Consider the following 13,350-nt stretch of genomic DNA (forward strand, 5'->3'; position numbering starts at 1 on the left):
TCATTAATTCAGAAGTGCAATTAGCGTAAAGGCGCCGGATGACAGACTGTTAAATTCAACTCTTGGACGCCTGAATGCTTCAGCGCCATCAAATACCCCCACGCTTACCGGTTCTAAAAACAGAACGCTGCATCTCAGTCATCCCCTCACTGCCAGCACGTTTCCACGGGCAAAATACTCGCTGAGTAATGAAGAGGTTTACCCGATGAAAACACCACCACTAAGTAAGATGGCATTAGCCTCCGGCCTGCTGACAGCCGTGCTTTCGCTCAACGTCGCTCAGGCTCAGGAATACCGGGCCAGTGACGCCGAAAAGGCGATCAAGATTGTAAACATCGGTGCCCTCGAAGCTGAAGTCAAAGCCAGCATGGACAAAGGTGCATTTGGTTACATCCGCGGCGGCGCCGAAGATGAAAACAATATGCGCAGTAATACCGAGCACTTTGACAAGAAATACATCATGCCCCGCATCATGCAGGGTATCGAGCGCACTGACATCGACCTGTCCACTGAACTGCTTGGCATCAAACTGAAGACGCCAATCATTCAGGCGCCTATGGCCGCCCAGGGCCTGGCCCATAAAGAAGGTGAAATCGCTACAGCCCGAGGCATGGCCAAAGCAGGCTCGATATTTTCTCTGAGCACCTACGGAAACAAGACCATCGAAGAGGTTGCAACCGCCTCCAAAAACAACCCTTTCTTCTTCCAGCTCTATATGAGCAAGAACGAGAAGTTCAATGAGTTCACACTGAAAAAAGCCAGGCAATTCGGTGCCAAGGCCATCATTCTGACCGTTGACTCTCCGGTGGGCGGCCACCGCGAAGATGACATCCGTAACAACTTCCAGTTCCCACTGGGCTTTGCCAACCTGGAACTGTTCGCCAAGCAGAACAGCGACGGCTCGAAAACTGGCAAGGGTTCCGGTATCAGTGAAATCTATGCGCAAGCGAAGCAGGCATTCACGCCAGCAGATATTGCCTATGTACAGAAACTGTCGGGCCTGCCTGTGATTGTGAAAGGTGTGCAGTCTCCTGAAGACGCCGACATGGCCATCAAAGCGGGAGCCGCAGCGATCTGGGTATCCAACCACGGCGGTCGCCAACTGGACAGCGGCCCTTCGTCCTTCGATGTGCTGCCAGGGATTGCCAAGGTCGTGAACAAGCGCGTGCCGATTATCTTCGACAGTGGCGTACGCCGTGGCTCGCATGTCTTCAAAGCATTGGCCAGTGGTGCTGACATCGTTGCCGTAGGCCGCCCGATTCTCTACGGCCTTCACCTTGGCGGCTCGGAAGGTGTGAACTCGGTGATTGAACACCTGAACAAGGAGCTGAGCATTAACATGATGCTCGGGGGTGCGAAAAACATCGAAGCGGTGAAGAGCACCAAGCTTTACACCGACAAAGATTTTGAAGGCTAAGGCCTTCGAGCTGAACTGAAACACGGGAAACGCCCGCTCGCTGTCGAGCGGGCGTTTCTCATTGCGGGCGGATGTCCGGCAGTATTGGTAGACTATGGCATCGTTGTTACAGGTACACACCGCTAGACAAAGCTGGCTGTACCACTCAAACGCCCCTGAATGGCTACAAACGCGTCGTAGAACATGCCCCTAGAATCCGCTGAAACCCCTGTAAACCCAAGGTCTGAACCGTCTCGCCGCTTCTCCGTTGCGCCGATGATGGACTGGACAGACCGTCATTGCCGCTTCTTCCTGCGCCTGCTATCGAGCAACGCCCTGCTCTACACCGAAATGGTTACCACGGGCGCCTTGCTGCATGGTGATGCCGAACGCTTCCTGCGTCATGACGAAGCCGAGCATCCCTTGGCTTTGCAATTGGGTGGCAGTGTGCCGGCCGATCTGGCCGCTTGTGCGAAGCTGGCACAGGACGCGGGCTACGATGAGGTGAACCTCAACGTCGGCTGTCCAAGCGACCGGGTGCAAAACAACATGATCGGCGCATGCCTGATGGCGCATCCAGCGTTGGTAAGTGATTGCGTCAAAGCCATGCAGGATGCGGTGCAGATCCCGGTGACGGTCAAGCACCGCATTGGTATCAATGGCCGTGACAGCTACGCCGAATTGTGCGATTTCGTCGGGCAAGTGCGTGATGCCGGGTGCCGCAGTTTTACCGTGCATGCTCGCATTGCCATTCTTGAAGGCCTGTCTCCGAAGGAAAACCGCGAAATCCCACCGCTGCGCTATGACGTGGCCGCACAATTGAAAGCGGACTTCCCCGACCTGGAAATCATCCTCAACGGCGGCATCAAGACCCTGGACGAATGTCAGGCGCACTTGCAAACGTTCGACGGGGTGATGCTCGGACGCGAGGCGTACCACAATCCATACCTGCTGGCCGAAGTCGACCAACAGTTGTTCGCCAGCCCGGCGCCAGTGATCAGTCGCAGTGAAGCGCTAGCCAAACTACGCCCTTACATCGCCAGGCACCTGGCCAGCGGCGGCGCCATGCACCATGTAACCCGGCATATTCTGGGCCTCGGCCAAGGCTTCCCGGGGGCACGCAAGTTCCGCCAGTTGCTCTCGGTAGACATCCATAAGAGCAAAGATCCACTGGCCCTGCTCGACCAGGCCGGCGAGTTGCTGCAAGGTCGCTGACGCCGGAACCTGTGCGCCGTTGGACACTCGAAGGCTTATCCCTTCGCCCGCATGCCAGCCAGCCCTTGAGCGGCTGGCAGCGCTCGGGTAATGTCGATCCATTGCACAGGACAGAGCACGCCCATGACCTCCAAGCTGGAACAACTCAAGCAGTTCACCACTGTGGTTGCCGACACTGGTGATATCGATGCCATCAGCCGCCTGAAACCGGTCGATGCCACTACCAACCCCTCCCTGCTGCTCAAGGCGGCTGCCATGCCCGGTTACGCCGAGCTGCTCAAGCAGTCGATCGAGCGCAGCAAAGGTGATGTCGGCCTGGCGTGCGACGCATTTGCCGTGGCAGTGGGCGCTGGCATTCTCAAGGTGATTCCGGGACGTATCTCCACCGAGGTGGATGCACGCCTGTCGTTCGACCAGCCAGCGCTGCTGGCCAAGGCCCGCCAACTGATCGAGCTGTACGAGCAGACTGGTATCGGTCGTGATCGTGTACTGATCAAGCTGGCTTCGACCTGGGAAGGTATTCGCGCCGCCGAAGTGTTGGAAAAGGAAGGCATCCAGACCAACTTGACCTTGTTGTTCTCCTTCGCTCAGGCCCAGGCCTGTGCCGATGCCGGTGTGTTCCTGATCTCTCCGTTCGTTGGCCGTATCTATGACTGGTACAAGAAGGCTAACGGCACAGACTACACCGGCGCCGAAGACCCGGGGGTGCAGTCGGTTACGCGCATCTACAACTACTACAAGAGCAACGGTTTCAACACTGTGGTCATGGGTGCGAGCTTCCGCAATATCGGCCAGATCGAACAACTGGCCGGCTGCGACCGCTTGACCATCAGCCCCGAGTTGCTGCAACAGCTGAGCGATGATCAGGGCGAACTGCCGCGCATTCTCAAGCCTGGCAACCCAGGGGAACCTCGTCAGCAACTGAGCGAAGCGCAGTTCCGCTGGGCATCCAATGAAGATGCCATGGCCACCGAGAAGCTGGCTGAAGGTATTCGCCAGTTCGCCCGCGACCAGGAAAAACTTGAGGCCTTGTTGGCGGCAAAAGCTTGATACAAAGCGAGATTTGCCAGTTCGCTGAAGAATGCTGAGTATCCTTTGCTTTTTTCGCGGGGCAAGCCCGCTCCTACCGGTGATGCTGGTGGGGGCAGGCTTGCCCCGCGATGCGTTCGATTGTGCTTTCCGAGATGCTGATGCCTGACTCTTCCACATTGCCTGCTGTATTGGCCGGCCCTGTGCTGCGCCGCCTCGAACCCACCCGCCTGGTGTTCTGGCTAGTGGGCTCACAAGCGCTGCAACCGACCTTGTCACTGAGCTGCACAGGCATCAACCCAACGGTTGATTGCCAGGTCGTCGCCATCGGCCAGCAGGCCTTCGTTCACCTGATCGACATTCACCTCGACAGCCCGCTACCCAGCGACGTGCAGATCGACTATGACCTGCTCCTGCCCACCGCCGAGGGCCCGCAAGGTATCGGCCACTGGGCCCCGCACCTGCTCTACAACGGCGCTCGTCAGCCCAGCTTCGTGCTGCATTCACGCATTGAGCAACTGCTGCATGGTTCGTGCCGCAAGCCCCACCATCCCGCCGCCGACGGCTTGCTGTGTGCCGACCGCCTGTTGATGGCATGCCCTGAGCCCAGCGCTCGCCCTGCCCTGCTGCTGATGAGCGGCGATCAGGTGTACGCCGACGATGTCGCCGGGCCAATGCTACGGGCGATACATGCGCTGATCGAACGCCTGGGGCTGTTTGACGAGACGCTGCAAGGTGCGCTGGTCGATGACAGTGCCGCGCTGTACCGACACCCTGCCAGCTACTACCACCGTGCCGACCTGTTGCCGGCACTGGAAAGCAATGAAACCTTGCGTGAACGCTTCTTTGGCGGTGCGCGCAAGCCGATCTTCACCAGCAGCAATGCCGACAATCACCTGGTGACTTTCGCCGAGGTAATGGCCATGTACCTGCTGGTCTGGTCACCGGTACCCTGGACGCTGATCGAACCGCACATGCCGTCTGGGCTTACACCCAAGCGCCAAGACCGCTACCGCCAGGAACAACAGCTGATCCAGGTGTTCGTCAGTGGCCTGGGCGGTGTCGCCCGGGTATTGGCACACCTTCCCAGCCTGATGATCTTCGATGACCACGACATCACCGATGACTGGAATCTGTCGGCGCAGTGGGAAGAGACCGCCTACGGCCACCCATTTTCCAAGCGCATCATTGGTAACGCCCTGTTGGCTTACCTACTGTGCCAAGGCTGGGGCAATGATCCCGACAGCTGCCGGGAGCTGGTGCACAAATGCCAGGAATTGAGCCACAGTGCCGCGACCGACCACCACCTGGACGCGCCCCTGCAAGACGCGCTGATCGATGAAGTGCTGCGCTTTCAAGGCTGGCAATTCGTCCTGCCCAGCAACCCGCCACTGTTGGTGCTCGACACCCGCACCCGCCGTTGGCGCAGCGAGAGCAACTTCAGCAAACCCTCGGGCCTGCTCGACTGGGAAGCCTTGAGCGAGCTACAGCAGGCCCTGCTCGATCACCCTTCGGCAATTATCGTGTCGCCTGCACCGATCTTCGGCGTCAAGCTGATCGAAACGGTACAACGGGTGTTCAGTTGGCTGGGCTACCCCTTGCTGGTCGACGCTGAGAACTGGATGGCCCATCAAGGCGCAGCGCAGGTGATCCTGAACATCTTCCGTCACTCACGCACGCCTGGGCACTACGTGATTCTCTCTGGCGATGTGCACTACTCATTCGTCTACGAAGTGCTGATCCGTCATCGCCAACGCAGCCCGCACCTCTGGCAAATCACCAGCAGCGGTATCAAGAACGAATTCCCGCGACGCCTGCTGGACACCTTCGACCGCCTCAATCGCTGGCTTTACGCGCCACGCTCCCCCCTCAACTGGTTCACTAAACGCCGCAAGATGGAGGTGATTCCGCGCACGCCCAGCCACAGCAAAGCCGGCGAGCGCCTATGGAACAGCGCAGGCCTTGGCCAGGTGTTTTTCAATGAGCAAGGGCAACCGCAACGCATCTTCCAGCTCAACGCCGATGGCGCCGTGCCAACCGAGTTTGCGGCCAAGGTATCGGAGCAATAACAGCAGGCGCCTTGCAGCGCCTGAGTGGCAGGTCAGGTGCGCTCGAGCGCGTTGACCAGGTCGTGGAAGGCTTCGCGGTTGGAGTCGTTCAGGCCCATGAGAATCTTGTGCGCCTCCAGCACCTTGGAGCGCACCACATCTTCGTTCTGGTCCTGGGAAGGCAGATCGGTCAGGCACTCCGGGCATGGAATCGGCCGATCAACGATGTTGAACACCTGATCGAAGCCCATCGACTGCAGCAGCCGGGAGATGTCCGGGTTGGTGGTGACCACCGTCGGCAACAGGCCGACCTTCTGGCGCGACAGGATCGAGAGCTTGGCCAGCAAGCCCAGGGTGGTGCTGTCGATGCTTTCGGTTTCAGTCAGATCAATGACGATCGCCGAGAAATTCAGCGCCGTGAAGATCTTTTCGATAGTCGCATCCAACGCCGAACACAAGGTCAGGCGCACTTCGCCGACAAACTTCAGAACGAACGTGCCGCTCTGCTCAGCGAACTGGATTCTTCCGGTACTCATGAAAGGTTCCTGCTCAACACCAATAGGGCGATATCATCCGGCATCTCCCCAAGCGTAGCCAATCCGAATCGTTGGCGCAGCCCATCCAGGCTACCACCCGCAGCCTTGACGATTTCAGGCAAGGCCGCCTCTTTATCTTTGAGCGTTTCCCCAGGCAAAAGGTCCAGAATGCCATCGGAGAGTAAGGTCAGGCTGAATTGCGGCGGCAACTCCAGGATATGGTCCTGGTAGGTGGCCTCTTCAAATAGCCCGACTGGCAATCCGCGACCTTCCAGGTAACGGCTCTGGCCTGGGGTATACAGCACTGGCAACGGCAAGTGGCCACCAATGCTGTAGGTCATCAGCCCGGTGTCTTCGTCGATCACACCACCGACCATGGTCACATGCTTGCCCAGCTTGCAGTTGATCAGGCCACGGTTGATGTGCCCGAGCACTTCCGACGGTTTGAAATCGCGCAACCTGGAGTTGCGCTTGAATTCAAACAGCAAGCGGGTAGTCATGAACTTCAACAGTACGGTGACGAACGCCGAAGAGGCGCCGTGACCGGAAACATCTGCCAGGTAGAACGCAATGCGTCGCTCATCGACCCGGAAATAATCGGCAAAGTCGCCCGACAAGTACAACGACGGAATGATCTGGTGCTCGAACGACAGCTCATCCGCCACCCAAGGGCTTTCTGGCAGCATGTTCATCTGCACCTGGCGCCCGGCGGTCTGATCTTCCTGCAGCAGGTGCAGGCTGGCTTCCAGTTCGCGGTTGGCGGTTTCGAGCTTTTCGCGGTAACGCTGGTTTTCCAGCACCAGGCGCGCGCGGTCCAGTGCGCGGCGTACCGAATGCTCCAGCACCGCGAGGTCTTCCAGGGGCTTGATCAGGTAATCCGCAGCGCCCAGACGCAACGCTTCTACCGCATCGTTCATCACTCCGGCACCGGACACAACAATCACCGGCAGTTCAGGCGCGCGCTCGGTCACCTGCCGAATCAGCTCAAGACCGCCCATTTGCGGCATGCGCAGATCGCAGATCACTAGATCAGGCTGTTCCTGTTCGAAGACCTGCAGGCCCTGCTGGCCATTACCTGCTTGCAGGACACTGAAACCACTGTCTTCAAGGTAGGCGGCAAGACTTGCACGGACGACGTCGTCGTCATCGATTATCAGCAGCGTCGCACTGGTTTTCTGCATGTGGGCAAACGGCGCCAGAATTAGGTTGGCGTAGGTGGCTCGACAAGGCATGAGCACACGTACTGGATTTTCTTCTAGCCACTCTTATTAGAGTTGTAGGACAGGTCAGGCTGTCCGGCAACTAGCAGAGGTGCCCTGTAAGGCGCAGACGGTACTCCCATCCGCTGGGGGTTTCAAGGGTGGGCCGATGCTCGCGGCTGCACTTTAGCTCGGTAAATCACCAGGAGTTATTAGAGTGCTGTTTTCGGTTACTAGCGGGCATATTACTTCAGCGCTACAAATGCAATTAATTAGTATTTACAGGCTGTCAGCACGGCGACCACGGGACCGGCCCAAAGTAAGCAAAGCCGCTGGTTCCTTTTGCCAAGATGTATAGACCCGACAATCCGTGAGGCACCATAAAAAAGGCGACCCGGAGGTCGCCTTGATTTTCGCGCAATGATCAGAAGTCGTCTTTGACTTCGCCGTCCTTGACCTTGAACTCGCGGTTCTGCAGGTAGGCGTTGCGGATGAACACGTACTTGTCGCCGCTGATCAGCTTCTCAGCCGACAACAGGCTTGCACGGGTATCGACGACATCCACGGCAAGGGCGCTGTTGCGGGTCGGTACGTGATCAATGTAGCGGTACGGTTCGGTGTAGGTGTCTGGGTATTTACCGAAGGCATCACGCACGGTGCTTGGGCCGAGCAACGGCAGCATCACGTAAGGACCGCTGCTGACACCCCAGTAGCCGAGGGTCTGGCCGAAATCTTCATCGTTACGTTGCAGGCCCATTTTGGTGCCCACATCGAAAAAGCCTGCCAGACCGAAGGTGGTGTTGAGGATCAGGCGCGCGGTGTCGACACCGGCAGCATGCGGCTTGAGCTGGAGGATGTTGTTGGCCAGGTTGGTGACGTCCCCGATGTTGAGGAACATGTTGTGAATGCCATCTTCCAGGAACTGCGGGGTGACTGCCTGGTAACCCTTGGCCAGCGGCTTGAGCGCGTAGGTGTCAACAGTATCGTTGAAGGTGAAGATCGGCCGGTTGACGCTCTCCCATGGATCTTCCTCGGTTGCCGCATAGGCTGCACCCAACGGTGCCAGCAGCAGGCTGGCACAGACACAGGCCTGGGTCATCCGATTGATCACGCCTGTACCGATCCTACGCATAGAGTTACTCCTCGACAGTCACTGCGCCAGGTACTAAGCACCCGGCGGCAAAAAGGAAACAAGTATAAAGGGTCTTCCGCTGATAAACAGCCTGACACAAATGAGGTCACGATTTTGTGAACAACTGTGTTTGCCACCGTCACCAAGGTGTAACAGCCCGAGTGTAGCCTGCAGGCTATTTTCAGGGACGTTGCCATGCCTGACTCTCCCGCAATCACCGCTTTGCTGTTCGGCCTGCGCGGCTGCCTGGTTGAAGCTGCCAGCAGTCAGCCCCCACAACCTGCGCCCGGAGCGCTACAAACCCTAGACTGGCTGAATCGGCTACAAGTGCCCTGTGCCTGGGTAGACGAATTGAGTAGCAGCGACGCTGAACACCTGGCCAGCCCATTGCCGACCTGGCTGAAAGCGCAACACTGCGCGCAAGCGCCCTGGCCGGCACCCGACGCCTGCTGGCAAGCATTGATGACCCTCAAAACGCATACCCTCGAAGGCTGTGTGCTGATCAGCAGTGAGCCGCGCCTGCTGCAATCGGGGCTCAACGCCGGGCTGTGGACCATCGGCCTTGCCCGTTACGGTTTGCATGCTGCCAGCCTCTCACAGCAGCACCAGGAACGCCTGCGTGCCAAGGCAACCCTGCAACTGTTCGCCCTGGGCGTACACTCGGTGATTGATCATTTCGATGCGCTGGACGACTGCCTGACTGATATCGGCCAACGTCGCCTGAAGGGCGAAAAACCCTGACACAGGGCCGTTGATCAGGGTCATGCAAAGCAGCAGACAGTGGATTACTCTAGTAGGCAGGTATGGACCTTTCACCCGCTTTCAAGGTCCATGACTATGCCTATTGATAGAGGGAGATACCCATGCCTGCCCGCGAACTGCAAGAGCAACTCAACGCCCTGCGCGAGCAACTGGAGCAAAATCCGCCGCTCTCGCTGGAAGAGCGCGAACACTTGCAAGAATTGATGCAGCAGATCGAAGCCGAGATCAAACTCGAGGCCGTAACCCCAGACAACAACCTGGTTGACGGCGTCAACCTGGCCGTGGAGCGCTTTGAAGTCGACCATCCGGGCCTCACCGCGACCCTGCGCAATATTGTCCAAAGCCTGCAAAGCATGGGCATCTGAAAAACCATCGCGGGGCACGCCCCGCGATTATCACCCTCGTTACTGGCGAACCAGGCGCAGGTTCGGCAGGGTCACCACGTCGGTACTGCGATACGGGTTGATGTCCAACCCACCACGGCGCACGTACCGGGCATACACCGTCAAGAACTCCGGGTTGAGCAGGCGCTTGAGGTCAAGGTAGATGCGCTCCACACACTGCTCATGGAAATCGGCGTGCTGGCGGAAGCTGATCAGGTAGGTCAGCAGGCTGCTGTGGTCAAGCGCCGCACCCCGATAATGCACCGTAACGCTGCCCCAGTCCGGCTGACCGGTCACCGGACAGTTGGATTTGAGCAGGTGGCTGTGCAGTTGCTCTTCAACGATGCGACTGCTGTCACAGCGCAGCAATTCCGGTTGCGGTTGCTCGTAGTTGCTGATGCTGACGTCCAGGTCATCAATGCATACGCCCGGCAAGGCAACGACGCCCTGCCCTTCGACTTCGGCCAAGCTACGAATCTGCACAGCCACCGGCTTGCCGGCAGCGTCCGAAAGGTCTTTGACCAGGCATGCGTGCACAGCAGCAGCGGACTCGAACACGGTCTGGTTCAGTGAGTTCAGGTACAGCTTGAACGACTTGGACTCAATGATATTCGGCGAGTCGGCGGGAATGGCGAATTCGCCGATGGCCACCACCGGTTTGCCTGATGGCAGCAACCAGGACAGTTCGAAGCAATTCCAGAAGTCGACGCCCTGCCAAGGCAGCGTCTGGGCGCTGACACCCAGCTCTGCCCATTTGGCAGCACGCGGGATCGGGAACAGCAGTGAAGGGGTGTACGTGGCGATGTATTCGCTGGACTTGCCCAGCGGGGAATGTTCGGCGGCGGGATGCATGGCTCAAACCTGAAGGACGAAATGCGCCTAGTTTATCGGGTTTGCGCCATGCATTGGGGAATCGCCTGTTATTGGCCGATAGTCAGCTTGCCAACCATGCCAGCCTGATAGTGCCCCGGCACGTTGCAGGCGAATTCGATCGGGGTGGACTGGCTGAAGGTCCAGGTCAATTCACCCTGCTTGCCAGGCTCAACCATCACGGTGTTGGGGTCAGCATGCATCATGCTCGCGCCATGATTCATGGCGCCATGGTTCATACTGCCGTGGCCCATCGCGGCGTGGTCCATCTGGCCCATCATGGCGGCCATTTGCTTTTGATGCTTGGCATGCATGACCGCATCGCCCAGGCTGAACTCATGCACGACCGCACCTTTGTTGATCAGCACGAAGCGCACGGTTTCTCCGGCCTTGACTTGCAAGCTGCGAGGCTCGTAGTACATATCACCCATGACGATTTCGACGGTACGATCAGCCTTGGCCGCAGGGGCCGGTGCGCCAAAGGCATACGAATTTGCTGGCGACGCCAATGCAGGAAGGCTGGACAGCGCCAAGGTGGCGGCGAAAAAAAGGTGTTTCATGTCAGGCCTACTCCAGGGTTGCGACGAATCAGGCTTCACTGTAGAAAACCGGCGCTGGCAGCTACCTGACAAAAAGATTACAACTTTGTCAGCTTAGCCACCTACCCTACCCGACGCGGTATAACCACCCGGCAATCCATGTCCAAGAGCCATCACGATGAAACTGCTAATCGTCGAAGACCAGACCAAGACCGGCCACTACCTGTGCCAAGGCTTAAGTGAAGCAGGTTTTGCCACCGAGCTGGCCAGTGACGGTAACACCGGGCAACACCTGGCCCTGACGGGCGATTACGATCTGTTGATCCTCGATGTCATGCTACCGGGCCGCGATGGCTGGCAAATTCTTCAGGCTGTACGCGCCTCCGGCAGTGAAGTCCCGGTGCTGTTCCTCACGGCCCGCGATGCCGTGGAAGACCGCGTGCACGGCCTGGAGCTGGGCGCCGATGACTACCTGGTCAAGCCCTTTGCCTTCTCCGAGCTGCTGGCCCGGGTGCGCAGCCTGCTGCGCCGTGGCAGCAGCCCGGCGCAAGAAACCAGCCTGGGGCTTGCTGACCTGCGCCTGGACCTGATCCGCCGCCGAGTCGAACGCAATGGTCAACGCATCGACCTGACCGCCAAGGAATTTGCTCTGCTCGAACTGCTGCTTCGGCGACAAGGCGAAGTGCTGCCCAAGTCGTTGATTGCCTCCCAGGTCTGGGATATGAATTTCGACAGTGACACCAACGTCATTGAAGTGGCGATTCGTCGCCTGCGCCTGAAAATCGACGACGCTCACGAACACAAACTGATCCACACCGTGCGCGGCATGGGTTACGTGCTTGAAGAGCGGGCGGCCTGATGCGTCGATTGTCCCTGGGCGGCCGCCTGGCACTGTTGTTTGCTGCATGCACCGCCGCAGTGTCACTGACCGCTGGTGTGCTGTTCAGCAACGCCAGCGAACGCCATTTCATCGAGCTCGATCAGCAACTGCTGGAAAGCCGTCTGTCGCTGTTACGGCAAATGCTCGATGGCGTTCATGATCCAGCCAGCCTCGCCCTGCGCCTGCCAGCGCTACAAACCGAGCTGAGCCACCAGGCCGACCTTGCCGTGAGGATCCGCGGCAGTGATGGCCAGTTGTGGTTCGACAGCCAGGCCAATTTGCCTGACTCGCCCCAGGTGCCCGGACTGAGCACCGTTCATAGCAGCAGCGCTGACTACCGTAGCCTGTGCGTCATTCTTGACCATGACGACCCGCGCTCGGCGCAACTAACCCTGTTTCTTGACATCACCCACCACCAGCACTTCTTGCAGCGCATGCAGCAACTGATCTGGCTGACGGTCGGCCTTTCGGCGTTGGCCACCGCGCTGCTGGGTGCCTGGGCTGCACGCAGTGGGCTGCGCCCGTTACGGCAGATGGGTGAAGTGGCGTCGAAAGTCTCGGCACGCTCGTTGACCACACGCCTACCAGCGGGGCAAATGCCGGTGGAACTGGCCGAGCTGGCGCAAACCGTGAACGCCATGCTGGAACGGCTCGATGATGCCTTTCAGCGCTTGTCAGCGTTCTCGGCCGACATCGCCCACGAACTGCGCACCCCCCTGTCGAACCTGCTGACCCACACCCAAGTCACCCTCACCCGCCCCCGTGAGCTGGAGGAATACCGCGAAGCCTTGCACAGCAACCTTGAAGAGCTGCAGTGGATGGCGCAGTTGGTCAACGACATGCTCTACCTGGCCAAGGCCGATCATGGTCTATTGATGCCCAGCCGCCAGCACTTGAGGCTCGATGAAGAGGCTGACGCCTTGCTGGAGTATTACGCGCCGCTGGCTGAAGAAGCGGGTGTCGCGTTGCGACGAGAAGGAAAGGCCAAGTTGGAAGGTGACCGCCACATGCTGCGTCGGGCGTTGTCCAACCTGTTGGACAACGCCTTGCGCTTCACCCCGGCACAGGGCGAGATACGTCTCAGCATCGAGGTACTCGGTGAGCAGGTACGCTTGCAAGTTGCCAATACCGGCGAACCCATTGACCCGACCTTGCTGCCGCGGTTGTTCGACCGCTTTTATCGGGCCGATCCGGCGCGACGTGAAGGCAGTAGTGAGCATGCTGGGCTGGGGTTGGCCATCACACGCTCGATTATCCAAGCCCACGGTGGGCGTATTCGCGCCGAGTCAGCGGGGGGATGGACGCGCTTTGTGATTGACTTGCCGGCAGCGTGAAGCATTATCGCGGGGCAAGCCCGCTCC

Annotated in this window: 13 protein-coding genes; 8 read left to right on the forward strand and 5 right to left on the reverse strand. The window is 58.8% G+C overall.

Going from position 1 to position 13,350, the window contains the following annotated elements; all coding sequences use genetic code 11:
• Positions 1-205: 205 nt before the first annotated feature.
• The 4 genes from E1573_RS06705 to E1573_RS06720 all read left to right on the forward strand — a co-directional run bounded on the left by E1573_RS06705 (position 206) and on the right by E1573_RS06720 (position 5,709).
• Positions 206-1,417: a lactate oxidase gene (locus E1573_RS06705; protein WP_133211860.1), complete on the forward strand. Its 1,212-nt coding sequence runs from the start codon at positions 206-208 to the stop codon at positions 1,415-1,417.
• Positions 1,418-1,600: 183 nt separating this feature from the next.
• Positions 1,601-2,611, forward strand: coding sequence for a tRNA dihydrouridine(20/20a) synthase DusA (gene dusA, locus E1573_RS06710; RefSeq protein ID WP_133211862.1), 1,011 nt, complete (start codon positions 1,601-1,603; stop codon positions 2,609-2,611).
• Positions 2,612-2,734: 123 nt separating this feature from the next.
• The gene (gene tal / locus E1573_RS06715; protein WP_133211864.1) at positions 2,735-3,661 is read left to right on the forward strand and encodes a transaldolase; all 927 of its coding nucleotides are present in this window, start codon (positions 2,735-2,737) and stop codon (positions 3,659-3,661) included.
• Positions 3,662-3,801: 140 nt separating this feature from the next.
• Positions 3,802-5,709: an alkaline phosphatase D family protein gene (locus E1573_RS06720; RefSeq protein WP_133211866.1), complete on the forward strand. Its 1,908-nt coding sequence runs from the start codon at positions 3,802-3,804 to the stop codon at positions 5,707-5,709.
• Positions 5,710-5,741: 32 nt separating this feature from the next.
• On the opposite strand, the gene rssC is transcribed toward E1573_RS06720, so the two are convergent.
• The 3 genes from rssC to E1573_RS06735 all read right to left on the reverse strand — a co-directional run bounded on the left by rssC (position 5,742) and on the right by E1573_RS06735 (position 8,555).
• A complete protein-coding gene (rssC, locus tag E1573_RS06725; RefSeq protein WP_013971741.1) occupies positions 5,742-6,224 on the reverse strand; it encodes an anti-sigma factor antagonist RssC in 483 nt (160 codons plus the stop codon).
• Complete coding sequence (gene rssB / locus E1573_RS06730) at positions 6,221-7,405, reverse strand: two-component system response regulator RssB (RefSeq protein ID WP_133211964.1); 1,185 nt, start codon at positions 7,403-7,405, stop codon at positions 6,221-6,223. Before rssB ends, rssC begins: the two co-directional genes overlap by 4 nt.
• 442 nt (positions 7,406-7,847) lie before the next feature.
• A complete protein-coding gene (locus tag E1573_RS06735) occupies positions 7,848-8,555 on the reverse strand; it encodes a VacJ family lipoprotein (RefSeq protein ID WP_133211868.1) in 708 nt (235 codons plus the stop codon).
• Positions 8,556-8,750: 195 nt separating this feature from the next.
• Here E1573_RS06735 and E1573_RS06740 point away from each other — a divergent pair, with 195 nt between their 5' ends.
• Both E1573_RS06740 and E1573_RS06745 read left to right on the forward strand, forming a co-directional pair.
• Positions 8,751-9,296 carry a phosphonoacetaldehyde phosphonohydrolase-related protein gene (locus E1573_RS06740; RefSeq protein ID WP_133211870.1) on the forward strand — a complete coding sequence of 182 codons (546 nt, stop codon included), beginning with the start codon at positions 8,751-8,753 and terminating at the stop codon, positions 9,294-9,296.
• A gap of 122 nt (positions 9,297-9,418) precedes the next feature.
• Complete coding sequence (locus E1573_RS06745; RefSeq protein ID WP_133211872.1) at positions 9,419-9,682, forward strand: DUF4404 family protein; 264 nt, start codon at positions 9,419-9,421, stop codon at positions 9,680-9,682.
• 39 nt (positions 9,683-9,721) lie between these two features.
• On the opposite strand, the gene queF is transcribed toward E1573_RS06745, so the two are convergent.
• On the reverse strand, positions 9,722-10,552 hold the full coding sequence (gene queF / locus E1573_RS06750) for an NADPH-dependent 7-cyano-7-deazaguanine reductase QueF (RefSeq protein ID WP_133211874.1): 831 nt from the start codon (positions 10,550-10,552) through the stop codon (positions 9,722-9,724).
• Positions 10,553-10,620: 68 nt separating this feature from the next.
• Complete coding sequence (locus E1573_RS06755) at positions 10,621-11,130, reverse strand: cupredoxin domain-containing protein (RefSeq protein WP_133211876.1); 510 nt, start codon at positions 11,128-11,130, stop codon at positions 10,621-10,623.
• Between the two features lie 157 nt (positions 11,131-11,287).
• Here E1573_RS06755 and E1573_RS06760 point away from each other — a divergent pair, with 157 nt between their 5' ends.
• Positions 11,288-11,968: a heavy metal response regulator transcription factor gene (locus E1573_RS06760; RefSeq protein WP_133211878.1), complete on the forward strand. Its 681-nt coding sequence runs from the start codon at positions 11,288-11,290 to the stop codon at positions 11,966-11,968.
• Complete coding sequence (locus E1573_RS06765) at positions 11,965-13,323, forward strand: heavy metal sensor histidine kinase (RefSeq protein ID WP_133211880.1); 1,359 nt, start codon at positions 11,965-11,967, stop codon at positions 13,321-13,323. Before E1573_RS06760 ends, E1573_RS06765 begins: the two co-directional genes overlap by 4 nt.
• Positions 13,324-13,350: the final 27 nt, after the last annotated feature.

The organism is Pseudomonas sp. H9, assembly GCF_004353925.1.
GTDB lineage: Bacteria > Pseudomonadota > Gammaproteobacteria > Pseudomonadales > Pseudomonadaceae > Aquipseudomonas.

Bases quoted from the DNA above. Each gene is read 5' to 3' on its own strand.
- rssC (WP_013971741.1), bottom strand. From the start codon at position 6,224: ATGAGTACCGGAAGAATCCAGTTCGCTGAGCAGAGCGGCACGTTCGTT.
- queF (WP_133211874.1), bottom strand. From the start codon at position 10,552: ATGCATCCCGCCGCCGAACATTCCCCGCTGGGCAAGTCCAGCGAATAC.
- E1573_RS06735 (WP_133211868.1), bottom strand. From the start codon at position 8,555: ATGCGTAGGATCGGTACAGGCGTGATCAATCGGATGACCCAGGCCTGT.
- dusA (WP_133211862.1), top strand. From the start codon at position 1,601: ATGCCCCTAGAATCCGCTGAAACCCCTGTAAACCCAAGGTCTGAACCG.
- E1573_RS06720 (WP_133211866.1), top strand. From the start codon at position 3,802: ATGCCTGACTCTTCCACATTGCCTGCTGTATTGGCCGGCCCTGTGCTG.
- E1573_RS06760 (WP_133211878.1), top strand. From the start codon at position 11,288: ATGAAACTGCTAATCGTCGAAGACCAGACCAAGACCGGCCACTACCTG.
- tal (WP_133211864.1), top strand. From the start codon at position 2,735: ATGACCTCCAAGCTGGAACAACTCAAGCAGTTCACCACTGTGGTTGCC.
- E1573_RS06705 (WP_133211860.1), top strand. From the start codon at position 206: ATGAAAACACCACCACTAAGTAAGATGGCATTAGCCTCCGGCCTGCTG.
- E1573_RS06745 (WP_133211872.1), top strand. From the start codon at position 9,419: ATGCCTGCCCGCGAACTGCAAGAGCAACTCAACGCCCTGCGCGAGCAA.
- rssB (WP_133211964.1), bottom strand. From the start codon at position 7,405: ATGCAGAAAACCAGTGCGACGCTGCTGATAATCGATGACGACGACGTC.
- E1573_RS06755 (WP_133211876.1), bottom strand. From the start codon at position 11,130: ATGAAACACCTTTTTTTCGCCGCCACCTTGGCGCTGTCCAGCCTTCCT.
- E1573_RS06740 (WP_133211870.1), top strand. From the start codon at position 8,751: ATGCCTGACTCTCCCGCAATCACCGCTTTGCTGTTCGGCCTGCGCGGC.